This window comes from Paenibacillus sp. FSL M8-0142, assembly GCF_038597315.1.
GTDB lineage: Bacteria > Bacillota > Bacilli > Paenibacillales > Paenibacillaceae > Paenibacillus_AQ > Paenibacillus_AQ lactis.
Map to the genome: position 1 here is coordinate 5,045,728 of NZ_CP152008.1, position 26,141 is coordinate 5,071,868.

20 protein-coding genes and 1 other annotated feature are annotated in these 26,141 nt (G+C 53.9%); of the genes, 4 read left to right on the forward strand and 16 right to left on the reverse strand.

The genetic code is table 11. The annotated features are described in order from the left end of the window. Positions 1 to 254 precede the first annotated feature (254 nt). Entirely contained in the window at positions 255 to 1,193 is a 939-nt protein-coding gene (locus tag NSQ46_RS23245) for a LysR family transcriptional regulator (protein ID WP_251537100.1), read from the reverse strand. Between the two features lie 119 nt (positions 1,194 to 1,312). Between NSQ46_RS23245 and NSQ46_RS23250 the strand changes: the two genes are divergently transcribed. Then, positions 1,313 to 2,704: an MFS transporter gene (locus NSQ46_RS23250; RefSeq protein WP_251537102.1), complete on the forward strand. Its 1,392-nt coding sequence runs from the start codon at positions 1,313 to 1,315 to the stop codon at positions 2,702 to 2,704. Between the two features lie 292 nt (positions 2,705 to 2,996). Here NSQ46_RS23250 and NSQ46_RS23255 read toward each other — a convergent pair whose 3' ends face one another. The 4 genes from NSQ46_RS23255 to NSQ46_RS23270 form a co-directional block, all read right to left on the reverse strand. Beyond that, the gene (locus NSQ46_RS23255) at positions 2,997 to 4,859 is read right to left on the reverse strand and encodes an ABC transporter ATP-binding protein (RefSeq protein WP_251537104.1); all 1,863 of its coding nucleotides are present in this window, start codon (positions 4,857 to 4,859) and stop codon (positions 2,997 to 2,999) included. After that, the gene (locus NSQ46_RS23260; protein ID WP_251537175.1) at positions 4,840 to 6,585 is read right to left on the reverse strand and encodes an ABC transporter ATP-binding protein; all 1,746 of its coding nucleotides are present in this window, start codon (positions 6,583 to 6,585) and stop codon (positions 4,840 to 4,842) included. The genes NSQ46_RS23255 and NSQ46_RS23260 overlap by 20 nt, the downstream gene beginning before the upstream one ends. A gap of 532 nt (positions 6,586 to 7,117) precedes the next feature. Continuing rightward, positions 7,118 to 8,134: a C45 family peptidase gene (locus tag NSQ46_RS23265; protein ID WP_007130904.1), complete on the reverse strand. Its 1,017-nt coding sequence runs from the start codon at positions 8,132 to 8,134 to the stop codon at positions 7,118 to 7,120. A 126-nt stretch (positions 8,135 to 8,260) separates the two neighbouring features. After that, positions 8,261 to 9,748: a platelet-activating factor acetylhydrolase plasma/intracellular isoform II gene (locus NSQ46_RS23270; protein WP_007130905.1), complete on the reverse strand. Its 1,488-nt coding sequence runs from the start codon at positions 9,746 to 9,748 to the stop codon at positions 8,261 to 8,263. A 179-nt stretch (positions 9,749 to 9,927) separates the two neighbouring features. Between NSQ46_RS23270 and NSQ46_RS23275 the strand changes: the two genes are divergently transcribed. The 3 genes from NSQ46_RS23275 to NSQ46_RS23285 all read left to right on the forward strand — a co-directional run bounded on the left by NSQ46_RS23275 (position 9,928) and on the right by NSQ46_RS23285 (position 15,760). Beyond that, the gene (locus tag NSQ46_RS23275; RefSeq protein ID WP_007130906.1) at positions 9,928 to 10,665 is read left to right on the forward strand and encodes a response regulator transcription factor; all 738 of its coding nucleotides are present in this window, start codon (positions 9,928 to 9,930) and stop codon (positions 10,663 to 10,665) included. Continuing rightward, positions 10,662 to 12,119 carry a HAMP domain-containing sensor histidine kinase gene (locus NSQ46_RS23280; RefSeq protein WP_028404514.1) on the forward strand — a complete coding sequence of 486 codons (1,458 nt, stop codon included), beginning with the start codon at positions 10,662 to 10,664 and terminating at the stop codon, positions 12,117 to 12,119. Before NSQ46_RS23275 ends, NSQ46_RS23280 begins: the two co-directional genes overlap by 4 nt. Positions 12,120 to 12,304: 185 nt before the next feature. Further along, the gene (locus NSQ46_RS23285) at positions 12,305 to 15,760 is read left to right on the forward strand and encodes a copper amine oxidase N-terminal domain-containing protein (RefSeq protein WP_251537110.1); all 3,456 of its coding nucleotides are present in this window, start codon (positions 12,305 to 12,307) and stop codon (positions 15,758 to 15,760) included. A 155-nt stretch (positions 15,761 to 15,915) separates the two neighbouring features. Here the strand turns inward: NSQ46_RS23285 and NSQ46_RS23290 are convergent, their stop codons facing one another. The 11 genes from NSQ46_RS23290 to NSQ46_RS23340 form a co-directional block, all read right to left on the reverse strand. Then, positions 15,916 to 17,862 carry a PAS domain S-box protein gene (locus NSQ46_RS23290; RefSeq protein WP_251537111.1) on the reverse strand — a complete coding sequence of 649 codons (1,947 nt, stop codon included), beginning with the start codon at positions 17,860 to 17,862 and terminating at the stop codon, positions 15,916 to 15,918. Between the two features lie 83 nt (positions 17,863 to 17,945). After that, on the reverse strand, positions 17,946 to 18,845 hold the full coding sequence (locus tag NSQ46_RS23295; RefSeq protein ID WP_007130910.1) for a hypothetical protein: 900 nt from the start codon (positions 18,843 to 18,845) through the stop codon (positions 17,946 to 17,948). Positions 18,846 to 18,875: 30 nt separating this feature from the next. After that, positions 18,876 to 19,628 (reverse strand): SDR family oxidoreductase, encoded by a 753-nt coding sequence (locus NSQ46_RS23300; protein ID WP_144878429.1) that lies wholly within the window; start codon positions 19,626 to 19,628, stop codon positions 18,876 to 18,878. Next, positions 19,621 to 20,001 carry a MerR family transcriptional regulator gene (locus NSQ46_RS23305; RefSeq protein WP_007130912.1) on the reverse strand — a complete coding sequence of 127 codons (381 nt, stop codon included), beginning with the start codon at positions 19,999 to 20,001 and terminating at the stop codon, positions 19,621 to 19,623. The genes NSQ46_RS23300 and NSQ46_RS23305 overlap by 8 nt, the downstream gene beginning before the upstream one ends. 132 nt (positions 20,002 to 20,133) lie before the next feature. Beyond that, entirely contained in the window at positions 20,134 to 20,811 is a 678-nt protein-coding gene (locus NSQ46_RS23310; protein WP_007130913.1) for a CPBP family intramembrane glutamic endopeptidase, read from the reverse strand. Between the two features lie 200 nt (positions 20,812 to 21,011). After that, on the reverse strand, positions 21,012 to 21,887 hold the full coding sequence (locus tag NSQ46_RS23315) for an rRNA adenine N(6)-methyltransferase family protein (RefSeq protein ID WP_342574859.1): 876 nt from the start codon (positions 21,885 to 21,887) through the stop codon (positions 21,012 to 21,014). Between the two features lie 382 nt (positions 21,888 to 22,269). After that, positions 22,270 to 22,524: a thioredoxin family protein gene (locus NSQ46_RS23320; RefSeq protein WP_232239267.1), complete on the reverse strand. Its 255-nt coding sequence runs from the start codon at positions 22,522 to 22,524 to the stop codon at positions 22,270 to 22,272. 66 nt (positions 22,525 to 22,590) lie between these two features. Further along, the gene (locus tag NSQ46_RS23325; protein ID WP_007130916.1) at positions 22,591 to 22,968 is read right to left on the reverse strand and encodes a MerR family transcriptional regulator; all 378 of its coding nucleotides are present in this window, start codon (positions 22,966 to 22,968) and stop codon (positions 22,591 to 22,593) included. A 173-nt stretch (positions 22,969 to 23,141) separates the two neighbouring features. Then, complete coding sequence (locus tag NSQ46_RS23330) at positions 23,142 to 23,690, reverse strand: histidine phosphatase family protein (RefSeq protein WP_040739052.1); 549 nt, start codon at positions 23,688 to 23,690, stop codon at positions 23,142 to 23,144. Between the two features lie 5 nt (positions 23,691 to 23,695). After that, positions 23,696 to 24,811 (reverse strand): serine hydrolase, encoded by a 1,116-nt coding sequence (locus NSQ46_RS23335; protein ID WP_342574862.1) that lies wholly within the window; start codon positions 24,809 to 24,811, stop codon positions 23,696 to 23,698. A 76-nt stretch (positions 24,812 to 24,887) separates the two neighbouring features. After that, positions 24,888 to 25,694 (reverse strand): methyltransferase domain-containing protein, encoded by an 807-nt coding sequence (locus NSQ46_RS23340; protein WP_342574863.1) that lies wholly within the window; start codon positions 25,692 to 25,694, stop codon positions 24,888 to 24,890. A 59-nt stretch (positions 25,695 to 25,753) separates the two neighbouring features. Further along, positions 25,754 to 25,985, reverse strand: a binding site (T-box leader). Positions 25,986 to 26,141: the final 156 nt, after the last annotated feature.

Below are 26,141 nucleotides of genomic sequence, written 5' to 3' on the forward strand. Positions count from 1 at the left end.
CGTCCCTCTTACCGGTTTGCAGCCGGAACAAGAGATAGGGGGTCTATCATTTTATGCTGTCGCTTCAAATCTTGCGGCTTGCGCAGCAGCCGGGAAATGCATCCACATCCGCTCTAGGCCTAATCATCTTTCGCTTTGCGTTCCGATTGCGGCTCCGTTTTTTCAGCGCCTGGGCCCAATCCTGCCTCTGCCTCGCTGCTTATATTGGGATTAATCAAATATTGCAGTTGCCGGCACGGCTGGGGCTGCTCCATTTATTGCAGCTGCCCGAACGCCTGCGTTTGCTCCATCCGCTCTTGCTCCACCGGCTCCTGCAGCTCATTAAAATAGTCGACCAGAAATTGCCGAAACCGCAGCGCGGCCTTGGACAAATACCGCTGTTCCAGCCAAGCTATGGAGAAGGTTCGGTGGCAGGAGGGAGATTCGATGCGCAGCATGGAATACGGCGGCTTGTCATCCCCTTTGCATCCGGGCACAAATGCGAGCCCCAGGCCGGCTGACACCAGGCTGTTCAGGGCTGCCGGTTCATCCACTTCGCAGACGACCTCTCGGCGGATCCCCGCCGACTCGCAAAACTCGTCATTCATTTTACGGAACGGATGTCCCTCCTTGTACTCGATGAAGGCTTCGCCCGAGAGCTCCTGGAGCGAGATGCACTCGCGTCCTTCCAGCCGGTGTCCTGCCGGTACAGCCAGATACACCTCTGCTTGCAGGACAGGCATTTCCCGGATTTTAGCTTCCTCCAGCGATGCTGCTATAAAGCATAAATCCACCTCGCCGTTCTCCAGCATCAGGGCCATATCCAACATGGCATTCGGGGGAATTTGGACGACTCGAAAGTTCACCTCCGGATAAGCGGTACGGAACGCGCCCAGCGCCTTCGAAAGCCGGTTTAAGGCCGTTGTCGCCAAGCGAATGCTCCCGCGCTCCATTCCCGCAAGGTCCGTCACCTCGCGCCGCCCCTCCTCCAGCGCCGACAAGGCGGTATCCACGCTTTTCAGAAATGCTTTACCGAACGAATTAAGCTTAATCTGCCGATTCTGCCGGTCGAAGAGCGGAACGCCCAGATCCTCTTCCAGGCGGGCAATCGTCTTACTCAGCGCAGGCTGGGCGATTCGCAGCTCCTTGGCGGCGTTGGTCATATGCTCCATCCGGGCCACGGTCTGAAAATATTGAAGCTGAAGCAGTTCCATGATGAGTCAACCCCTCTTTCCATAACCTAAAGTATATGAATGCATAACTTAACATATATTTTTATTTATTAACTATCGATTGTAAAATAAATCGTAATCAAAGGAAAGGGGGAATCGATATGCACGTCGATCCCGTAAGACCCCATGCTAATCAATTGATACGCATTTTGGCGTTTACGATGGTTCTCTCATCCATGAGCGCAACGATGTTTAACATCGTGCTGCCTGAAATGAGCAAGGACTTTCAGTTATCCTTTGCGCAGGTAAGCTGGGTGTCTTCGATTTATATGCTCATCTATGCCATCGGCTCCGTCATATACGGCAAGCTTGCCGATACGTATAAATTGAAAAATCTGCTTACGTTCGGCTTGCTGCTGTTCTTCGTCGGCTCCATGGTCGGTTTGGCATCGCAGGCTTACTGGATGGTGCTGCTCGGCCGCATCCTGCAAGCCTCCGGCGCTGCGGTCATCCCCGCCACCGCGATGATTATTCCGGTCCGTTACTTTCCGGCGGAGACCCGCGGGCGGGCGCTCGGGATTACGGCTACGGGACTCGCAATCGGCAGTGCCATCGGCCCGATCGTATCGGCGCTCATGGTAAGCGTGTTCCATTGGCGTTGGCTGTTCTTCATCCCGCTAGTCATCTTGTTTACGCTCCCGTTGTACCGTAAATATTTGGGCGATGAACAGGGGCAGGGCGGCAAGATTGACTGGCTTGGCGGCGGTCTGCTCGCCGGAACGGTTGCCCTGCTGCTGCTGGCCGTTACCCAAGGCGGCTGGATCTATGCCACAGGCAGCCTCATCCTGTTCATTCTATTCATGATTCGCATCAAAGCGGCTAAGGCGCCATTCGTCCAGCCCCGCCTGTTCCGCAACGCCGGCTACTCCGTCGGCTTAACGCTCGGCGTATTCATTGTGAGCATCGGCTACGCCCTTCCGTTTTTGACGCCTCAGCTGCTCGCCGACGTTCATCGGCTTGAGCCCGGCTGGATCGGATTCATTATGGTACCCGGTGCCGTCGTTACGGCAATTCTTGGGCGAACCGGAGGCAAGCTGGCGGATACGAAAGGGACCTCTTACCTGTTCTATGCCGCTTCATCGCTGCTTATCGCCGGGTTTGTGCTGCTGTCCTCCTTCGCCTGGGTGTCCCCGATTGGGATCTCGCTGATTCTGATTCTCGGCAATGTCGGACAAATGTTCATGCAAATTTCGCTGTCGAAGACGATCTCACTGTCCTTGCCGAAAGAGCAGACCGGGGTCGGCATGGGACTGTTCTCCCTGCTGAACTTTTTATCGGGAGCGATCGCCACGGGGATCTATGGGAAAGCTGTTGATGTAGGAGCCACGCATGCCTGGAATCCGCTCAATACAGACCAAGGCGCTTCCACCTACAGTAACATCTATGTCATTCTGGCGGCTGTGCAGCTCGGCATCCTGCTGCTGTACGCCGTACAGTTCGGACGGAACGCCCGGCGTACTCCGGAGCTTCAGGCAACAGGATCCAAGGGATAACGGCGAAGCTCTGGGGCAGCCGGCCACGCCAAATACGCTGCTCGGATTGTTCCTTCGATTGCAAACGGACAGCGCAGGATAGGGCTAATGTAACCGTCAATAAGCATTAAAAAATACCACCGGATGCTTAGAGCGAATATACTACTTCGCCCTTTAACGTCCGGTGGTACTGCTTTTGCTTTTGCTTTTGCTTTTGCTTTTGCTTTTGCTGTTGCTGTTGCTGTTGCTGTTGCTGTTGCTGTGTGCTTTTCGAACCTGTATTCGCATCGTTCGCAGACTGAACGCAGAGCCTTTACATTGCCGCCCGCTTCAATTGGCTGTGATACAGCTCGCTGTAGAAGCCGCCCTGCTTCAGCAGCTCGTCATGGGAGCCCTGCTCCAGCAGGCGCCCGTCCTTCAGCACGAGAATCCGGTCTGCCGAGCGGATCGTGTTAAGACGGTGCGCAATGACAAAGCTTGTTCTCCCCTTCATCAAGCGCTGCAAGCCCTCCTGGATTTTGATCTCCGTGACGGTATCGATGCTGCTCGTCGCTTCATCCAGCACCAGCATCGAGGGGTTGGCCAAGATCGCACGCGCGATCGCAAGCAGCTGCTTCTGCCCCTGGCTGATTCCGCTTCCGTCCGGCTTAAGCATTTTGTCGTAGCCGTCCTTCATCCGCATAATAAAGGAATGCGCATTCGCCAGCTTGGCCGCCTCTTCGACCTCTTCGTCGGTCGCATCCAGCCGCCCGAAGCGGATATTCTCCCGGATGGTTCCCTGGAAAAGGAACGAATCCTGAAGCACGAAGGCCATTTGCGAACGCAGACTCTCCCTGCGTATGGTGGACAGGTCCCGGCCGTCCAGCGTGATCCGGCCGCTGTCCGGATCATAGAAGCGGGACAGCAGCTGGATCAGGGTCGTCTTGCCGGCGCCTGTCGGGCCGACAAGGGCGATCATCTCGCCGGGCTTGGCCTCGAAGCTGATGCCTTCCAGCGTGTCCCCCCCTTTTTCATAAGAGAACGAAACATTCTCGAAGGCTACGGCCCCGTCGACATGCGTTAACGTAACGGCCGCCCCTTCATCCTTCGCCTCGACCTCCTCGTCCAGCACTTCGAATACCCGCTCTGCACCTGCAATCGCCGACAGCAGCGTATTCCACTGGTTTGCCAAATCATTCAGCGGCCTTGTGAACTGTCTGGCATAGCTTTCGAAGATAATGATCGTGCCGATCGAAATATAGCCCTTGATGGCCATAATGCCGCCGATTCCCGCTACGATCGCAAAGCTGAGGTTGTTCAATCCGTTCATCAGCTTCGGAATGAAGCCGGAGATGCTCTGCGCCCAGAAGCCGGATAAACGAATCCGCTTGTTCCGCTCATTAAACTCCCGGATTACCCGCTCTTCCTGGGAGAACGCCTTGATCACCCGCTGGCCGGACAGCGTTTCCTCGATATAGCCGTTCAGATCGCCGAGATTGCGCTGGCGCTCCTTGAACAGCGGCCCCGTCCGCCGGGTGATCCAGCGCATCCCCAGCACCATGAGCGGAACGACCAGGAATGTCAGCAGCGTCAGCAGAGGACTGAGCCACAGCATGACGGTCAGCGTTCCGACCAGCGTCAGCACGCTCGAGAAGATTTGAATGGCCGAGCTGTTCAGCGTCGAGCTGACATTCTCGATATCATTGGTCAGACGGCTCATAATTTCGCCCTGCTGCCTTTTGCCGTAGAACGGAATCGGCAGCCGGTGCAGATGCGTGAACAATTCCATGCGCATCCGGTATACGGTCTCCTGGGCGATCCCGATCATCCAGACGTTATGAAGCCAGGTCGTCAGGGCCTGCAAAATATAGACGGCTGCCAAGCCGATCAGGAAGTAAATCCAGCCCGAATCGTAGGGGGCCTCCTCCGGCCCTTTCAGACTGACCAAGAACTCATCCACGCCGATCCCAAGCAGATAAGGGCCCAGGAGGGACAGTCCCGAGCTCAGCATGACCATCAGCAGCACCAAAGCCAGCTTGCCCTTGCGCCTGGCAAGATAGGACCAGATTCTGGCCAGCGTGCCCGACATGTTTTTGGCCTTTGCCTTCGGTTTGCGGCCTGACGCGCCGTCCGTTCCTTTCCCCAAATCCAGCTCAGGTCTCGGATGGCGGAACGGTTCAATGAATGCCTTGAGCATGCTTCCCGGCCTCCTCTCCATATTGGGATTCATAGATGCGACGATACAGCGGAGAGCTTTCCATCAAGGCTTCATGGTTCCCTTTTCCGATTAGGCGCCCATCGTCGAGCAGCAGAATGAGATCGGCCGAAGTCGTGGAGCTGATCTTCTGCGTAATGATAAACGTCGTGCAGGATAGATCCTTCAACGCATCCAGCAGCGCCGCTTCGGTACGCACATCCAGCGCGCTCGTGCTATCGTCCAGGATGAGAATTGCCGGCTTGCGGACAAGCGCCCTGGCAATGGACAGCCGCTGCTTCTGGCCGCCCGACAGATTGACCCCGCGCTGGCCGAGCATCGTGTCATATCCGCTCGGCAGGCGTTCGATCGTATCGTGAATTTGCGCGCGCCGGGCCGCCTCCTGAATCTCCTCCAGTGTGGCGCCTTCACGGCCCCAGGCGATATTCTCCCGTACCGTGCCCGAGAAGAGCAGGACCTCCTGCGGAACATAACCGATGCTGCCGCGAAGATGATCGGCCAAGATCGAGCCGACATCCATGCCGTCCACCTTAACCGTGCCCTTATCCGGCTCATACAGCCGCGGAATGAGCTGAACGAGGGAGGATTTACCGGAGCCGGTCGCCCCCATGATCGCAATGCGCTCACCTGCCCGGGCCCGGAAGGATATATCCGTCAGCACATCGATATCGCTCCCGGGATAGCTGAAGCTGACTTGCTCAAACTCTACGCTCCCTTCGATCCGCTTCTTTGCGGATCGTTGGCCGTTCTTCTGATCGGCTTCCCGGTCTTCCGTCTGCAGAACCTCCTGCGCCCGCTGCGCGGAGGCTCGTCCGCGGGAGAACGCGACCACGATCCAGGACAGCGCCGACATCGCTCCGATGCAGCGAAGAGAGTAGTTGATGACGGCAACCACTTCGCCGACGCTTGCGCTTCCGGCCGCGATATCGCTGCGTCCGAACCACAGCACGGCCATAATTCCGGCGTTCATCACAAGCAGGATGAAGGGCATCGTGATCTCCGTAAGCCGGAGTGTGGACACGGTGGTGCTCATCAGCTCACCCGACGTCCGGGCAAAGCGATGAATCTCGTGCCCCATGCGAACGAACACGCGAATCAGGCGGATGCCGGTCAGATTCTCCTGGATGACGCCGTTGACGGCGTCCAGCTTCTGCTGCACGCTGCGGAACGCATCGGCTGCCCGTCTCATCATCCAGGCGATAAAGATGAACAATGCCGGGACCGTCAGCACCAGCAGCACACCCAGCTTTACATTGACGACCAGCGCCATGATGATGCTTCCCGTCACCAGAAGCGGCACGCGGCTCATGAACCGCAGCGCCATGAACACGGTCTCCTGGATTTGGGTAACATCTCCTGTCAGCCTGGTTATAAGCGAGGAGGTGGCGAACCGGTTAAACAACGAATAGGAGAAAGATTGAACCTTGTCATACAGCTTGTCCCGAAGATCATAGCCCAGCCCCTGGCTCGTATGCGCGGCAAAGAAGGAGCTCGCTATGCCGGCAATGAAAGCGATGCCAGCACTGCCCAGCAGAACGCCTCCCCACATCCATACGACCGGGAGATCCCCTTTCTGAATGCCGTCGTCGATAATTTTGGAGATGAGCAGCGGCTGGATCAGCTCGACGGTGAGCTCGATCAGCATCATGACGAGTGCGGCAATCGCGGCAACGCGGTATTTTTTCAAAATCGAGAAGACCATACCCATAAGCAATTCCTCCGAAGCCGAAGACCGGGATGTTCGATTCATGATGATGTTCCCACCAGGGTCTTCCTGTAGTCGCAAATTTTGTTTCGTATCAGAGCTCGAATATGTACATTATAATATAATTTCACCCGGAACTAGCCCGCTGAACGAAAAAATATGGCATTCATTTCTTTGGCGACAGGAGCCAGCAGTCAAATCATGAGACGAACAACGAAAAAAAGCGCTCTTCTCTTTATAGAAAAGAAGCGCTTTAATTTCACTATGATAACCGCCGGTTACCGCATGGTTCCCGCTTCCCTTCATGGTTCCATGAAAGCCGCTCTATCCTCCGGCGTCAGTTTCGAGACTAATGCCGACGGGGCCCGTTCCGTATAGCTGACCGATTGAACGATCCACCGTCCCTCCACCATCGCGTATGCGGCCGTAGCAGGCCTTCATCCCGGTGACGATGCTCACTGGTCCCCTTATCCGGGTCACTGCCTGACAATACCGTAAAGTAAGGATCCATGAGCTTGACCTCTCTCGCATCGCTTTATTCCTTTTGACCGTCGATACGCCCCGTAAGCTCCCGAGCCTCGATATCTTTACCCTGAACCCATTCCCGGAAGGAAAACTCGAGCGGACGGCCTTGCGCCAGGGAAGTTAATACGACGCAGTCCTCATACGAATACGCGAAGGTGTGAAGCGTTCCGAAGAGCTGGTCGTAATCCGTGAAGAATAGCGGGGATTGCCGGTTCTTAAATATGTCGAAGGCTTCCGCGGCAGTTAACCGCTCCGGATCCAAACTTTCAAGGTAGCGTTTCCGGCGAAGGGAATGCTCAATGGACGGGCGGTTACGGCCCGTTAGCGTTTCATAATGGTTCACGCAAGCCATCGCCTCCTCGCCGGTACGGATGAGCACTTGATCCGGGCTTGCTTCGGCAACCGCCATGCTGCCATGCGCATCCCCGATCGAAAAGTTGTAACACGCCACATGCGGAATGCTCCGCAGCATGTCGGCGGCCTCCTCTACGGTCGCGCAGGACTCGAGAACCATCCGCACGCTGATCCAAGGGGACACGCCCGTCCGGTATCCTTCGAAGCTGACAAAATGCAAGCCGGCGGCGAGTCCCTTCTCATTGACGCCGTCATGCCTGCCGATCCCTTGCAAATTGTAGCCGGCCGTCGCATAGCCTTGGCCTGTTTGGGACAGCGTAAACAGTCCGTCATAGAACTCAGGGGCAAAATCATAATTTCTGGCGTAAAACCCGCGGGTCATCAGGGCAGAGCAGCCCATCGCAGCAATCTTCGGCACATCGTATCCGCTGAATAAAGCGGCTGCCCTGCCGAACGGAAGCTTCAGCCCCTCCGCCAGCCCCTCAAGCTCTTCCAGCAGCACCGGAGCAAACGTGCGGTAAATGCCGCGCATCCGGTCTGTATCAATCTCCGGCTTGGTCATCGCTTCGAACGCTTGCACAATCGAATGTCCTTGCAGGCTGCGGCCCAAGCTGTATCCGTTGGCACGGGCATCCTCCCGAAGCTGCAAAATGCGGACGTGATACTCCGACATTTCAATCCCCCTTGTCACATTCCATTTGGAAATAAAATCCTAATCCCATTATAGATGAATGGGGTTCATTCTTACTATCAAAAACTCCAGCCCGGCATGTCACCATGCTTGGCTGGAGTTGAAAATTTACGGTCGGATCAGTCCCGGCAGGCTGAGCGCGGTCTTTTCAACCGAGGCGCCCGGATCGCCTTTCACATATTGATCGAAAAAGGCCGCGGACAGCGCGTTGATCGAGCTGTGCATCTGCCTTGGCTCCGCACCCTTGGGCGGAAGCAGCGGGGAGAACAGGTAAAAATCCGTAAAGCTCATATGGTTCGCATGGGCAAATATGATCGTATGCGCTTCACCCGACTCCGCGCGGCTTCGGCGTTCGACCGACTCGGCCCAGAACTGCTCGTAATCCTCCCGGCTGCGGCCGGAAGACGCCATCGCCCGGTCCAGCGATTGTTCAAATACGGCACGGTCGATGCTTAGCTCAGCATTCATCTGCATATACGGCTTGCCAAAGCCGCCTTCCGGCACCGGCTGTCCGTATAGGGTTCCGTCCATATTCAGTGCGGCCTTCACCCGGCTGTCCGCCAGCAGCATTTGCGCCGCGGTCGCCCCGCCGAACGAGTGGCCGAACATGCCGATCTTGTCCATGTCGAGCCGCCCGGACAAGAACCCTGAAGCGGCAGGCCCGCTCATCCGCTCCAGCTCGTCCAGGACAAATTTCGCATCCTCCACCCAGAGCCGGCTCTTCTCCTCGTAGGCATCAAAGCCCGATAAATTGCCAAGCTTGAGCATGGCGGTCCGGTCCGGGAACACGACGGCGGCGGCGTCATAGGCATGGTCGATGCCGACCACGATATATCCCCGGCTGGCAAGCTCCGTTACCTGAAACGTGTTCTGGTTCCGAAAGCCGGAAAGCCCGTGAGAGAAGAGCAGCACGGGATATCGCTCCTGATCCCGGGATACTTCCGCATCCTGCATGGCATAAGGCTGCACATACTTTAGCTGGCTCAGCAGGAACGGAGGCATTGAAATCGACTGGCGCAGGCCTTCCAGAACAATCGGCAGATGCTCGATGTATGGCGCCTTGCCGCTGCCTGTGCCGGCTTCCGCCGGATACCAGATTTGAATCATGAGCCTGCGCCGATCCGCCCGATCCTCCGTAGCCGGCTCTTCCCTTCGTTTATCCTCCAGCATCAATGTCGTTGTTCCGACCTTGTACGTTCCTTGCGGTTCGGCAAACGTGAACACCGGCAGAAGCGACGGCAGGGCAGCCGACAGGATGGCATACAGGCATAATACCAAAGCGATCATCAAACGCTTGAATCCGCGAAGCCGTGGGCGCGGATTATCGCTCATGTCCGAGGCGGCGTTCCTTGTCTTCTTGCGCGAAGTCCCGGCATGATACAACGCCATTCCCCCTGCAGCCAGGCTGGCGGCATAAACCGGCAGCATCTGCCAGCGGTATCCTTCCGTGAATATTTGCGCGATGCTTAATGCTGCGCTCAAGGCCGCCGCCCAGGAGCAGAAGCTAACCGGGCGGCGGCGTTTTCGCGATAGCATGACGCATCCGATGACGATAGCGAGATTCGTGATCCACAGTGCCGTTTCGAGTGTACGCATAAACATCCTCCAATCGTTGTCATGTCCTCAGCGTATCATTCCGGCCTGTAGCCTGACTGTCGGGAACCTTACATTATCCTTACATTTCCTCCAAGCCGATGCCTGAACCGATCGTTACGGTGTATAGTTCTATATAGAGCAAGCGGCCAGGCCGTCGATGATTGAAAGGAAGAAACCAAGTGGAACCTTATGCGAAACCAAGCGAAGAACGTACAATCTTAATCGCCGATGACGAAGCGGACATCACCGAGCTGCTGCGGCTGTTCCTTGAGCGCGAGCACTATCGCGTACTGGAAGCATCCAGCGGCCGGGAAGCGTGGAATCTGCTGCAGCGAGAGCGGATCGACCTTGCAGTGATCGACATCATGATGCCGGAGCTGGACGGTTATCAGTTGATCGCGCGCATCCGCGAGAAGCTCAGGCTGCCCGTCATTATTTTGTCGGCCAGGAGCGGAGATGTCGATAAAGTTACCGGGCTTGGGCTCGGGGCGGACGATTTCATCTCCAAGCCGTTCAGCCCGATCGAAGTCGTGGCGAGAATCAAGGCGCAGCTAAGGCGGTTTTACGATCTTAAGGGGGCGGAGCCGCTTCGGGCGGCTGAACCGCTTCGGACCCTGAACGGACCGCTGGTTCTGGACCATGAAGCCTGCGTGTTGTACAAACGAGGCGTGACGATTACGCTCGGGCCGCTGGAGTACAAGCTGCTCAAGCTGTTGATGGAGGCGCCGGGCCGGATATTCACGAAGCGTCAAATATATGAGAGCGTATGGAACGAGCCGTATCTGGAAGACAGCAATACGGTCATGGTCCAGATCAGCAGGCTGAGGGATAAGCTGGAGGACGATCCGCGGGAGCCGCAGTTTTTGATCACGGTTAAAGGGCTCGGCTATAAGCTGAGCGCAGAGGATGCTCTATGATGACGAAGCGCCGAAGCGTACATGCGAGCCTGATGATCAATTATGCGCTGTTCTCCGTCATCCTCGGGATTATCGGATTTCTGGTGTATGACGGCATGTATGATGCCCGCGACGCCTATGTAAACCGAACGCTGCCCATGGTGGAAGCGGACCGTCTGGTCCGGGAGGATTGGGAGAGCATCCCTTACGAGACCGTGGAGTCTTTCGGAGGGTACATCCAGGTGCTGGATCAGCGCTTGAATGTCGTTTTTGCGAGGGGCAAAGGGGCCGGGGAAGCCCAAACCTCCTATTCGGAGGAAGAACTCTACGCCTTGTTCTACGAAGGAAACCGGTCGGACTACCATTCCCTCGCCCCTTTCCAATCATCGGGCGAAGAATATCGGCTGCTTGTAACGATACCGGACGGGGCGGTCAAGAAGGAAAGCCGCCTGGTGAAGACGACCGCGGACATCACCGATGCGTTTACGGGAATATTGCTGCGCGGCCTGCTGTGGTTCGCCGCTGCATTTCTGTTTAGTTTATGGCTGTACGGACGGTTGACCGCGCGGAAGTTTACGAATCCGTTAGCGGACGTGTCCCGGGGTCTTGAACGGATCGCCGAAGGAGGGGGCGGGGAGCGGCTCCGTTATAACGCCAGCAAGGAGCTGATGCAGCTTCGGCATCATTTCAACCGGATGGCGGACAGGCTTGAGCAGGCGGAGTCGGATAAGCGAAAGCTGGAACAAGAACGGATGCGGCTGATGATGGACATTTCGCATGACTTGAAAACGCCGATATCCACGATCCAGGGATATGCGGAGGTGCTGCAACTCGGCATGGAAGAGGATCCGGAGCAGCGCCGGAAATATGCCGGCCGGATTCATGCCAAGTCGAAACTGATCGCCTCCCTCGTGAACGACCTGTTTGAACTGACGAAGCTGGAGAGCGCGGATATGCCTTTTGAGCCTCAGCCAGGGGATTTTGCCGAGCTGTGCCGCACGACGGCCGCCGATCTGTACGATTCGTTCGAGCGGAAGGGAATCGGCTTCGACATCCGCATTGCCGATAAGCCGGTCAAACTGTCCTATCAGGATGATCTCATGCGCCGGGCGCTCACGAATACATTGGCGAATGCTCTGAAATACAATCCGCCAGGCGCGAGCGTCTGGCTGGAGCTCGAGGCGATGCCTGACGGCGCGCTGCTGACCGTAGGCGACAATGGCCCGGGAATTTCCGAGAACGTGAGACACTCGGTGTTCGAGCCGTTCGTTCGCGGAGATCGTGCCCGGAAAAGCGACGGAGGCAGCGGACTCGGATTATCCATCGCGAAGAGCGTGGTTGAGCGGCATGGCGGAAGGATATGGCTGGATCCGGACGCGGAAGGCACGGTCATTCGGATCCGGTTATTCCGGGAGTCCATGAACGGTCTGGACGAGCCGCGGGCGAAAATGATACACCGTGGAGTAAGCAAGTGACGGCCTGCTGAACCATGCTTCAGGAAGGGAGATGCCTTACGATACAAGGGCTTTCCCCCTTTGAGCGCTGCCAGGTGCAAAAAAATATTTACGCTGCCGACGTTAACCATGAAACTTTATTCCGGGCGAATGCGTCATATTGTAGAGGAAAATAATAACAAGATTGAATTCAGGAGGTTGAGTGTGTGAAAAGAATATGGACTGCCTTGCTAGCAGCTATACTCATTGTTCCATTCCTATTCCAGTCACAGGCACAGGCGGCAGTTAATATCAGCGTCGTGATCGACGGCGTCCGCTTGAAAACGCCGCAAGCGCCGGTCATGATTCAAGGGCGGGTCATGCTGCCGATGCGGGTGATCTTCGAAGCGCTGGATGCATCCGTGAAATGGAATCAGAAGACGAAAACGGTCACGGCCGTGAAAGACGGCACCACCATCGTGCTGAAGATCAACTCCAAAACGGCTACGATTAATGGCAAGACCGTATCTTTAGACGTTCCGGCGAAAAACCTGAAGGGCAACACGATGGTTCCGGTCCGCTTCGTCAGTGAATCGCTCGGCGAGAAGATCGGCTGGAACTCCAGAACCAAAACGGTTACCATTACCACGTCTTCGGAACCGGATATCGGATTTACGGGAGTTAACCACGTAACCCTCCGGGATATCGGCAACGCCGGAGACGGACGCGATCTGTCGGTCAGCTTCTCCAAATCCTCTACGGAGTCGCAGGTTTCGCATTATCGCGTGTTTATCGTGAAGCAATCCCAGTCACTCAGCCTTGCCGAAGCACAGCGCCTGCCTTCGACGGCCTACACGTCAGTGCTTCCGACCGGCTCGGATCTCACCCGAACCCTCTCAGCCAGTACGACGGATACGAATGGAGATTTGATCCGAAATAATCAGCCGTATAAGGCGTATGTGCTGACCGTAGGGAATACTAGCGGCAACTATGCGTTGTCCCCTGCTTCCCCGTCACTGACGCTGACGAATTCGAATGCAGTCGCTGCGGCGACAAATGTGAAGGCCAGCGACGTCAGCAATTACGGCGATGGCCGCGATCTGTCGGTTAGCTTTACCCGCGCTCAGAGTGAAAGCAACATTTCGAATTACCAGGTGTTTGTCGTGAAATCCAAAGACGCAGCAAAATTCGACCTGGCAGCAGCGAAGGCGGTAGCTAGCACGAACTACACAACCGTCAATAAGTCCAGTTCAAGCAATACGACCCTGACAACGGGCTTCAGCTCCACGTCAAGAGACACGTCGGGCGAATATATCCGCAGCGGCGTCGCTTATACGGTATTTGTTCTGTCCGTCAGCAGCAACGAGAGCGCAATCGCAAGCAAGCTGTCTTCCGGTTCGTCTTCGATTACGCTCAGCACAGGCACCACGACGGTTCCAAGCATCTCGCAGGTGACCGACGTGAGCGATTACGGCGACGGGCGCGACCTTCGCGTCAGCTTCAACCGGGTATCCAATGAGTCTTCCATCAGCGGCTACCGGATCTTCGTGGTCAAGGAGAGCGACTATCATAACTTCAGCGTGAGCCGGGCGAATGCCATCAATTCGAGCTCCTACTACACGAATGTCAGCAAATCAAGCAACAATACTCTCACGCTCGGCTCGGGAGCTCGGGACGTAGACGGCGCCTTGATTCGTAACGGCGTATATTACCGGGTGTTCGTAATGGCCCTCGATAATCATAGTCAGAGCAACAATGTTCTTTCCTCCGCTTCGAGTTCCATCATCCTGACGAACAACAGCTATCGTGTAGGAACGATCTCCAGCCTGTACGTCAGTGATGTAGGCAATTACGGAAACGGCCGGGATCTGGAAATTTCATTTAATCGGGCTTCGGACGAAAGCAATATTAGCCATTACCGGGTGTTTGTCGTAAAATCCTCGGATTATAACTATTTTGATTTAAGCAGAGCGGAAAACAACTCTTATTACACGCAAGTAAACAAAACCGGCTACAACAATTACAGGCTCAATCTGTCATCCGACAGCCGCGATGCTGACGGCGCATTGATTCGCAACGGCGTAAGCTACCGCGTATATGTTATGTCCTACGCATATTCGGGCAGCAATCACGCCCTGTCCTCTGCTTCATCGGCGATTACGCTCAGCGGTAACAATCAAAATGTCAGCCCGGTTTCGACGCCTGTAGTGGAAGACATCGGCGACAATGGCAACGGCAGCGACTTGAGAATTTCGTTCAATCGTCCTTCCGACGAGTATTACATCGACCACTACAGAGTATTTGTCGTGAAGTCTTCCAAGTCACTGTCATTAAACGATGCTACGTATAATCAATATTTCACAAGAGTGAACAAAAATTCGGGCTATTCCGTCCGTCTGGATTCGAACGCTCGAGATACAGATGGAGAATTGATTAAGAACGGCACGGGCTACCGCGTATACGTGCTGTCGGTCGGCACCTATGGCGTCAACGCCATTTCCCCGAGATCGAACGAGATCAAGCTTCAGGGCAAAACGCAGGTCGGCACGGCAACCATCAGATCCGTTGAGGATGTTGGGAATAAAGGCGACGCCAGCGACATCAAGGTCAAATTCGACAAAGCAACCAACGAAACCAATATTTACGGATATCGCATCTTGATCGTTGAGGCTGGGGATGCCCAAAATTTCAAATTAGAGCAAGCTAACGCGGTACAAAATCAAGATCGATACGATTTCGTGCCTGTAGGTAATTCTTTTGATAACACTTTAAGACCAGGGACGAAGGACGTAAACGGCAAAGACATCCGCAACAAGGTGCCTTACCATGTGTTCGTCTTATCCGTTAGTAACGATGGCGGAAGCACCAATGCACTGTCCCAGCCATACGGTCCGATCGTGCTTGAGGGAACCGAAGTCGCCGTTCCTGCCGACGTGTATGCAGGAATTGAGGGCAACAACGGCAACGCCAGCGATATCAAAGTGAGATTTACCCCAGCAAATAATGCGGGCACTATAAGTGAATACCGCATCATGGTCGTACCTGATGCGAAAGCGTTCGGGGAAGCTGAGGCCAGCCTGGTTAAACAAGGAAACTACACACCAGTCGCGCCGCCGCAAGGACAATACGACAGCCTTTTGCCTGCTGAAACGAAGGATGTCGACGGCAACCCAGTCAAAGCCGGCAGCACTTACAGAGTCTTCATCCTTGTTGTCGCTGACGGAACCGTCTCGACCAAGAATAAGCTGTCGTCATCTTCACAGCCCTTTACGATTCCCTCCCCGACTCAGGTGACCGATGTAAAGGCCGAGCTGAACGGCACGGGAGATAAAGTGAAGGTGAGCTTTAAGAAGGCAGCGGATGAGCGCAATATTGGCGAGTACCGCGTCTTCATCGTAGCCAAAAGCGAAGTGAATAAATTCAAAGCTGACGATGCGAAGAATCACGTCTCCGGAAGCATTGCCGTAACCGGCAAAGACATCGCTGAAGAATTGACAACCAAGATCGATGATCTCAAAGATGCCAAGGGAGAAGCCATCAAGCCGGACACCGAATACGTTGTATTCGTTCTGTCAGCAGCAAAGGACACGAAGAAGCCGCTCTCGGCTACGGCTACCCAGGCTCCGGCATTGTCGGCACCGTCCAAAGCCTTTGTTATCAAGAAAACAACTACAACACCTTAAGCCTCCACATGAGGCTTATGCGATTAATATCGTAAGCAAGAAGGAGCTGTCCCCCGCGGTTGAAAAACCGCAGGAGACAGCTCCTTTAATGATCTTATAAGCTCGCCAAAATACCGGACGTTTTATCCTCATGGCCAAAAGGCTCGTTGCATCGGTTAAGCCGTCGAGCCGTCCGTGGAACTGTTCACTCGGATACTACGGAAAATGTCGATAACATCCGATACCGCCTGCATACTGACAGGCTTGCTCACATATTCATCCATGCCCATCGCCAAATACTTCTCGCGATCGCCCTTGATCGCGTGAGCCGTGACGGCGACAACATAAGGGCGCTTATCCGCAGGAGCACTTTGCTTAATGATTCTAGCAGCTTCCATCCCGTCCATGAACGGCATCTGAATATCCATGAATATCAAGTCATACGGATACTTCTTATAAGCCTCAACCGCTTCCAGCCCATTGGGGACAGTCTCCGATGAATAACCGAGCTTCTCGATGATTTTCTTTAGCACCAGCTGATTCACTTCATTGTCTTCCACAATCAAAATTTTGAAGGAATTGCCGTCTGCATCATCGAGCTCCTGAACCGGATTCTCCTCTCCTTCATTCACCGCAACCAAAGGGTACTTCAATTGAACGGTAAACGTAAAGACGGATCCGGTCTGCTTCGGATTCGGTTCATACCAGATTTCGCCGCCCATCAGCTCCACAAGCTTCTTGCAGATCGCCAGACCGAGACCGGTACCTTCCACTTGGCGGGTCATGTAATGATCCACCTGATAGAACGGCTCGAACAATTGGGGGACCTTCTCGCTTGGTACCCCAATCCCCGTATCGGTTACGGAGAATTGGATCAGCCCCGATCCATGGATGCTCTGAATACATGACACCGAGACGGAGACAGAGCCGGTCGGCGTAAATTTCACGGCATTGCTAAGCAGATTCATCAGCACCTGCCGCAGCTTTGTCATGTCACCGTACACTTGATCCTGAACATCGGGAGCTACCGAGGTGGTCACCTCAATATTTTTCTCAAGCGCCTTCGGGAGCATCAGGTTCATGGTTTCCGACAGCGTGTTTCGAAGACTGAAGGTTTCTTCGGACAGCTCGGTTCGGCCGGACTCGATCTTAGAGAAGTCCAGAATATCGTTAATAATATTCAGCAGTGTGGTGCCGCTCTTCTTGATGATCTGGACATATTCCCGCTGCTCCTCATCCAGATCGGTATCCAATATCAAATCCGTCATGCCGATTACGCCATTCATCGGGGTTCTGATTTCATGGCTCATCATGGCCAGGAACTCACTCTTGGCCTTGTTGGTTTTCTCGGCAGCCTCCTTCTCGATGATAAGCTTCTTCTGCTCGGTCATGTCCTTCGCGATAATGTAGAAACCGACATTCTTGTTATGAATAACGATCGGCGCCAAGGTGGCGAGCACCTCGACCATATGCCCGTCCTTGTGCCTGATCCCGTTGATCGATTTCTCGGCGGAGGTATAGTCGGCTGAATCGGAGAGCACCCGTCTCAAGTTGTGTTCTCCCATCAGAAGAGATATACGCTTTCCGGCCAATTCGGGAATCGTATATCCCGTAAGCTGCTCGGCCATCTGATTCCCGTTCATAATTTCCCCTTGGAGATTAAAGGAAATGATGGCGTCGTGATTATATTTTTTTAATGAGGTATATCGTTCGATACTTTCCTGAAGCTTCTGTTCGGCCACCTTGCTGTCGGTAATATCGACCATTTGCGAAATAAAAAACAGCGGGGTCTTGTCCTTCTCATCGCGCACGAGGGATACGTGAACAGAAGTCCAAATCCGTCTGCCGTCTTTATGCATAAATTGTTTTTCCAAGGCGACCGTCGGGACCTTCTCGCTTAAGGACTGAACCAGCTTCTCCGGACTATCGACGTTATCGGAATATATATAATCCGTAGCCGGCTGCTGCATCAATTCTTTCTCGGTAAATCCGAACATTTTGCATGCTGCCGGGTTAACACTGATCCAATTTCCTTCGATCGTAACTAGGGCAATGCCAATCGGAGCACTCTTGTATACATGCTCAAACAACGCTTGATGACCAAAAATGTTAGCTTCACTCATACTCGGCACCTCCTAATACCGAATATTATACATCAGCAGACAAAGAATAAGTCTTTTAATTTGGAGGTTTTTTTCTATGAATCTCATTCAAAAGTTTCTTCATCAATCCACGTTAAGTTCAAAAGGGTACTCTCCCCGTACTGCGGCGCCATCTGTTCACTATATGACTCCACTTCCTCAAAGGGAATGTTGAGCTGAACAGCCTCCTCTTCCAGCCCCATATCGATAAGCTCATTTGTCACCAGTTTCCGTATCTCCGGGTCATCGTACAGCAGCTGAGAGGTTTGAGCGTCACGGATAAACGCCAGTTTCGGCAGCCTCGGTGCTTTCAGAAAAAAAAGGCGAACCGATTCCAAATCCGTAGTTTCATCCGGTAGCAGCCGGACTCCCTCCACGGAATCATCCGGAGACCATCGCACAACTCCCAAGGGGGATTTGGTCGATAAGGCAATCTCCTCCGCCCGCTTTCGACTCAGCTCCGCAATATACCGGGGCATGTCGGGGATCGGCTCTATCGCAAATCGCTCCCGCAGCATCCGCTTAGCCTGCAATCTCTCCTCACTGTCGTATTCGGTCTCCCGCTGCTGCATATGCTCGCGTAAATCATCCGCAGCCCGAAAATGGTTGTACAGGATGATGTTGTCTGTATATACCACACGTAAAAAGTCACGGATGCTTGGGGCAACTAGCCATACTTCATCACCAATATCCATCGGGGATACGCAAACAATATAGGCCTGCTCCAAATCGGATACCGTCCCGAAGTCCGTTAGAAACCCATAGTGAATGCCGTCAACGCCCGCTGAGGCAAATGGAATGACATCCGGCGGCGTTGAGATATATCTGAAACGACGGCCTTCCATAATCAGCCCCAAATGAAAATCCAGTGACAAGCCGTTGTCTTTCAGTTCCTCTTCAAACTTCAGCAGCTCCTTAATCGTCTCAGGAACGGCATACTTACCGTAATCTCCCCTATCATTCAATGCGATACCCTCCAATTGCTTTATAGTGGTTCACCAGGCAATCCTTCTCCGCTCTCGAAAGTATCCTCCGCTTGGGCCGGCATCATCAAGGGTAGCGAGCCATACGGCCGTATCCGCACCCTCCGCGACGGAGAGCGGGGCATCCGCTCCTCCCATATCAGTCCGAACCCGTCCCGGGCATACCGCATTTACCTTGATTCCGGTACCTGCCACCTCTTGGGAAACAAGACAGGTCATCGCATTCAGCATCGTCTTGGACATCCGGTAGGCGGACGATGCTCCCCCTAGCTTGAAGCCCGGATCCAAGCTGCCATCCATGATTTCGAATGCACCGAGGCCTGAAGATATGTTGACGATTCGACCATAGTCATGCAGCTTCATCAAAGGAATTGCAGCCTGGGTCATCCGCAGCGCGCCGAAGAAGTTCGTTTCGAAAGTAGCCCGTATCAGACGTTCTTCGACATCCAGGATCGAGATTCCTTGATCCAAAATGACCCCCGCATTGTTCACAAGCACATCCAGCCGTCCATATTCCGTCCGAACAAACGCCATCAGCCGTTCTGCCTCATCCGCTTGATCGATATCCAGCACATGCAGTGCCGCCCGGTGCCCCTCTGCATGCAGGTCTTGCACTGCCTGGCGCCCTTTCTCCTCATCCCGCGATGTCATGATAACAACGATTCCTTGGGCCCCCAGCTGGCGGGCGATTTCCTTGCCAATGCCCCGATTCCCTCCGGTAACGACGGCTACCCGATCCCTGGACGGATCAAAGTTTCTACTCACGGCTCCCATCTCCTTTACGTAAAATGCGTTCCCATCTCGCAATGCTCTGCTCCAAATGAGTCTTTGCCTGCTGCAGCTGCTCCATCCGGCGCGTGATTTCATCCAGCTTCTTTCTGCCCACTTCGATAGCGCTCGGCAGGCACTCCTGTTTGGGGCTGTCGTCAAAGGCGCATTCAAAAAAGCTCACAATCTCCTTTACCGTTAAGCCTAAGCCGAAATACATTTGAATCAGGCGGACCCGCTCGATATCGGATTCCGCATATTGACGGTAGCCATTGGCCGATCGATCAGGGCGCAGCAGCTCCTTTTCCTCATAATAACGAAGCGATCGGAGACTCACCCCGGTTTTATCCGATAATTCGCTGATATGCACATGCAGCAGCTCCTTTTTCGTTTCGATGTATTCGCATTGTAAACCATCACATCATGTGAAGGTCAATGCCAAAAAAGCCGGCCAAGAGCAATCTTGACCAGCTGTGTCTTCGGCCTGTCTCTAGACCTGTCTCTATATGATGTCAAACAATATAAATCCAATTGTATTAATAGCGAGATTCGCACACAAATGAACCATCCAGGAAGCGTAAATGTTGCCGTTTCGCTCGTTCAGCCAGTTAAACAGCAGGCCCGCGATGAACAGGCTCGCGATCAGGAGCAGGAACAGCGGCAGCGTAAACCAGCTGGTCATCATCGCAATATGATAGACGGCAAATGCTCCCGCACTGAACAGATAAGCGAATGTGCGGCCGACTTGATCCTTCAAGGTGAAGAAGGCAAAGCCCCGGAAGAAGAATTCCTCCAGCAGCGAGTTCACAAACGATATGTAAATCGCGACGAACACGAAGTTGCCGGCGTTGACGCCGATATGCTGCTGAAGGGCTCCGGTCACCCGTGAAAAATCAAAGAGCGGCCCGATGAGAGCATAACTGGCAAGGATGAATGCAAATACGCCGGCTCCGAGCAGGAGCGAGGCCAGCAGACCTTTTTTCTCGAAGTTGAACAGCTTCCGAAACGGAACCCCTCCGCCCATCAGCGCATAGCCGATCGGCAGCGTAAGGAACAGCAGCATTTTGATGACCGATTTGACCGCATAATTCGGCCTTATGACAGCATCCACATAGGCCATCACGATACAGCTTACGAGAATGATCGCGATTAAGGACCAGGCTTTCGTTCTGGATTTCATAGATATGAAACTCCTTTAGCATCATTTCCAATAAAAGGTTCAAACTTCTTCTATCATAACATACCGGCAGCTGGTGAAGAGGCGGACTACCTATATTAATGAGGAGAACATAAGCAAAAAGCAAAAAAGAGAGGCGTGTCGCCTCTCTTTCGCCTCTCTTGGTTATTTGCCAGCTTGATCGATTCATACGCTTTCTTGGACTACCTCCGCTTTTTCGGTTTACCGAATCCAGGCAGCGGCGTTCTCGGCCACCGCTCCGGCGGAACATGCTTCAGCATCGCGGAGAATAGCTGTCCCCACCCCGCTTCGTCCAACCGGCTGACCGGAAATCCTCGATCGACCCCAAGCTGCCGGATCAACCGAGTCATTTGCGGCGGGGTGAATACCCCGGACAATGCCTCTGGCAGTGGGAGATCCGGATATCGCAAGGTATAAGCTGCCAGCGCCATAAACCTGGCATGATGCTTTGGAGGAACCAGAGGATCTTTCCTTCTGCGAATGGTAAGGATGCCTGAATCCACCTTCGGCGGCGGTGAAAAATTCGAGGGCGCGACCGCTCGGACAAGCTGGAACTCATAGCTCATTCTCCAGCCTAACATCCGCGGATTCCGCGCGAGCCGTCCGGTAAAACGTTTGGCCGCCCCAAGCTCCACCAGCAGCACGGCTCTTTGAAGGGGGACGGCCGGATGATCCAGCAGCCTTCCCAGAATCGGTGTTGTGATCGAGTAGGGAATATTCGCGACCACGACAAACTCCCGGCGCGGAAGCTGAATCTGTAATATATCTGCCGGCACCACGCGGACATTCTGCATGTGCCCAGCCTCTGCGCGGCTCCTCAGCTTGCTGACGTACTCCGGATCGGTCTCGACGGCGATGACGTTAGCCGCTCTTTCCGCGAGCGGAAAGGTGATCGCTCCTGTCCCGGCACCGAGATCCAGAACGGTTTCGTGGCGTTGGATGCGCGCGAGGTCAATCATATCAAGCACGAGCCGTTTGTTGATCAACCGATGCTGCGCGGAGAAATTGTTAGGATTGTTCTTCGATTTATGATGACAATGTCGATTGTTTTTAGACACAAATATGCACCTCATTCATTCGTTTAGTAATGAAAAAGGCACAGCTCAAATAAACCTTGCCGTCATTGATCAAAAAACGGCAGGATCTAAATGCTCTGTACCCTCATTACCGAATCCGAATGTATGCGATGCAACACATGCTAAGGACAAGCCTCCTTTAACGAAATCAAAAACACCCATAGTATAGCATAGGTACCCGGGCGACCCCCAGGGGATTTTCAGTGTAAATCATTCTTTACCAAAGCGGCTATATCCCTTAGTTCCCGTCGCTGGATAAAAAAAGAGGAGCATTCAGCTCCCCTTAACCACAGTTATACCTCATCGCGCAAAATCCATTTGTACGTTCCGGCACACGCCCTTGTTCCCCGTCTTTTCGCCGCCGTTAGGCATAGCGCGCAAGCGCCGCCTCATAGGCCTTCTTCGGTCTCAAGCCGACGAGTTTATTGACCGGTTCGCCTTGATGGAACACGATGACGGTCGGCGTGGACATGATTCCATAACGTGCAGCAAGCTCCGGCGACGCATCACAGTCGACTTGCAGCACCGACAGGCGATTCCCCTTTTCATTCCCCAGCTCCTCAAGGATCGGGCGAAGCACTTTGCAGGGCGGGCACCATTTCGTACTAAAACTAACCAAAACTACATCCTTCTGGCGCACCGCGCTGCGAAATGCTGATGTACTGACGGTTTGCAGGCTCATTGCTCATTCTCCTCCCAGCGGTTGATTTGGCGGATCTTCTTCCATAATGGACCGGATGCGTTCCTCCAGGTTGGACTTCACCGCCGACAACAGAGCGATTTGTTCCTCGATCTCGGCCAGCTTTTCACGGTACACCGGGACGACCTCCTTACAGAACGCTTCTTTATTCTTCATGACGCAGTGGAGAAAGCCGGCGATCTGCTCTGTCGATAGCCCGAGATTAAGATATAGCTGGATCGTCCGTACCTGCTGTTCCGCAAACGGCGAGTACTCCCGGTAGCCGTTCTCAAGGCGAGTCGGCGTGAGCAAGCCTTGCTTGTCATAGTAACGGAGCGAACGGATGCTCACGCCGGTCCGGGCTGAAAGCTCTCCGATTTTCATACCGTTAACGCCACCTCCTTCATGATCTTGAACCTATCATAAACCCTGACATTAGTGTCAGGGTCAAGAGGCAGATGCATAATTACAGCTATAAAATTTGTGAAGTCGTTAAGACCTCTATATTCACCCAGATCCTGCAATCCGCTTATAAGGTCATGCAATCAGCGAAAAAGTCATGCGGGCCAGATCCGAAGCAAGCTTGGACTTCCGCCATCGATCGGAAAGGACAACCGATACACATCCGGGTTGGTTAGCGCCTCCCACTCCTTGAATCCGATCCGGTCATCAAAATATTTCAGCAGCAACGAGATCAGATTGCCGTGCGAAACGAGGACGGCATTGCGGCAGCCTTGGTTTAGAATATCCTCAACCGCTTGAACGGCCCGCTTCATCGCCGTACTGCTGGACTCCCCGCCATCATAACATAAGCCCATATCGTCATAAGTAAGCCGAAGCTTCTCCCGCCAATCGGGTGAAGGCGATCCGGATAATACCCTCTCCGTAAGCCTTTCATCCAGGGTTACCTCCAAGCCTAACCGTTCGGCAAGCGGGGCAATACTTTGCCGCGCCCTCGCATATGGACTTGAAACCATACAATCGATCGCGTGATCCGAGAAAGACTCGGCAAGCCTTGCCGCCTGCAGCATGCCGATGCCGGTTAACCTGGCTTCCGGTGCCTGCCCTTCGGCTTGGCAATGCCTCACGACATAAATGTTCCTCAGCTGCGTCATCGTCCGTCCTCAATCCTTTCGGAACCGGAAGATAACGGCAGGCGGAATCTCGTACCAGTCGAACTTGCCCTGCTCCAGACCGTCTTTATGAAAGCTGGGCTCAGCCCGTGCTGCAGTCGGGGATCGTCCTGAAGGTCCTCGGACTGCTGAATCTCCTTAGCGTCCAGCAGCTCTTCATAAATCAAATCCAGCAGAACCTGAAGGCGGGCCATACTCTTAAAGCTGGCGTTCACTGCAATGACGATGTTTTCGCGAGGGGTCACAAAGCACATCTGGCCAAAGGAGCCGTCCCCCCGGTAACAGCCCCGGCGGCATAGGTGAAACTGATACCCATACCCTTGTGCCCAGTCGACCCGTTCTACGCCTGGACGGTTATCGCTCTGCTCGGATGTAGCAAGCTCAATATACCGCTCCGATACGATTCGCTTGCCTTCATACATCCCCCGGTTTAACAGCATCTGGCCGAACTTGGCCACGTCTGCGGTGGTAAGACTGAGACCCATTCCTCCAGCCGCGATGCCCATCGGGCACGTCTCCCAGGTTGGCCTTGAAATCCCCAGCGGTTCAAACAAGCGGGGCATCAGAAAATCAACCAGACTTTGGCCGGTCACCTTCTCGATTATGGCGGCCACCATATAGGTAGCGTGCGTGGTGTAGCAATAGCGTTCTCCCGGTTCAAGCTCGACTTCTTGGGCAAGGAACGCCCTGACCCAGTTCTCCTCCCTCGCGATTGCAGGATAGATGTTGCCGAGATGGCCGGTGCTCATGGACAACAGATGATGCACGGTCATTTTCGCAAGATTCGGTGACACCCGGCCCGGGAGTTCATCGGGAAAGAACGAGATGACCGGGTCGTGAAGCTCCAAGTATCCTTGATCCCAGGCGATCCCCGCTGCGATCGAGGTAAAGCTTTTGCTCAAGGAATACAGCAGCTGGAGGCATTCCTTCCGGTAGGGGGCGCGGTACCATTCGGCCACCGACCTCCCCTCCTTCAGCAGAATAAAATGATTCACTTCCAGGGCCTGCTGCTCAAGCCGCGTAAAGAACGAGTTTATGGCGGCGGCTGACAATCCTTGATGCCCAGATTTCGCGATGCTGATGATACGTTCCAACCGTGCTCCTCCCCTATCCTTTTATATATATCGATGTATTTTTCGTTGGCGTACGTATAATTTCACGGTTCTGCCGCTATTTCCTTTTGCCGATGTACAGCAAATGAGAGGAGATCCCCGCAATGGATGGGTCCCTTGCCATATCAATCAGCGTGTTCAGCAGCTGTTCAGACTCGCCCTTGTCCTCCCATGCCTGCATCTGTTCCTGCGACAGCAAGCCGCCGATGCTAGAAGAGCCGATCAAATCGATCGTTTCGAATCCATGGCTTTCCATGAAGGGCTTGATCTCATCAATGTTGAAGTAATACGCACCCGTAAAGCGCCCCGGATCGGCGTGATTAAATATCCCGGTCCTGCGGAACCGATCGATCGCATCCATCGTGTTATTCGGCTTCCAGAAATCCGGGAATTGTAACGACGTCAATGTCATCCGCATTCGGCTCTGGAAAGCAACAAACACCATCCCTTCCTGCTTCGTAACACGGAACAGCTCTCGAACGGCACGAATTCGTTCTTCTTCCCGCTGCAAATGATAGAGGGGTCCTAACATGAGCGAGGCATCGAAGGACTCATCGGGCAAACCGTTTAAATTCGTTGCATTCAATACATGAAAGCCGGCGAAGCGTTCCATGAGCCCCCGTTCGGCCGCCTTCTCCCTTGCCGTTTCAACAAGTCGGGGCGTTAAATCGGAAAGGGTGACTTGATAGCCTTGCTCCGCTAATGCCATTGCATATTTTCCAGGCCCTGCGCCGTTATCCAATACACTCCCGCTTGAAGGCAAATAATGCTTCATATAATGCCAGTTAATGATAAATTCCAACGGCTCCCGATCCAGCCTTCCCCACTCATCGAACCGGGAATAGTATTCAATTACATGTTCCATGCCGATCCCCTGCCTTTTATTCATGGTTTGTTGTTACAAATAAAAAAAACCTATGCCTATAAAGAGGCGATAGGTTTTCCCTCGCGGTACCACTCTTTTTCAATTCGCTGGACGCCTAAAGAATCCGCGAATGATCTTGGAACCTTCTGACGGAGGTCATCCGTTAAGACCTACTGAAATTCAGCCTTACCGCTCATGGGTGAGCTTCAGGGCCTGATTGACTGTCTCCCACCGATACCGACAGCTCTCTGAACAATGCAGCTCCTTACTGTTCCCATTCATTGCGTTTTCCCTTGATTAAATTTCACACAGTATACCCCTTCCAAATAATCCCTGTCAACACCCATTTCAATATCCAATATTCCGGGAGCGGATGGTGAAGCAATAGAGGCTTCTACGCTGCTTCTTCCTAATCCCGTTCAATCCTTCAGCTTATATTGCATCAAT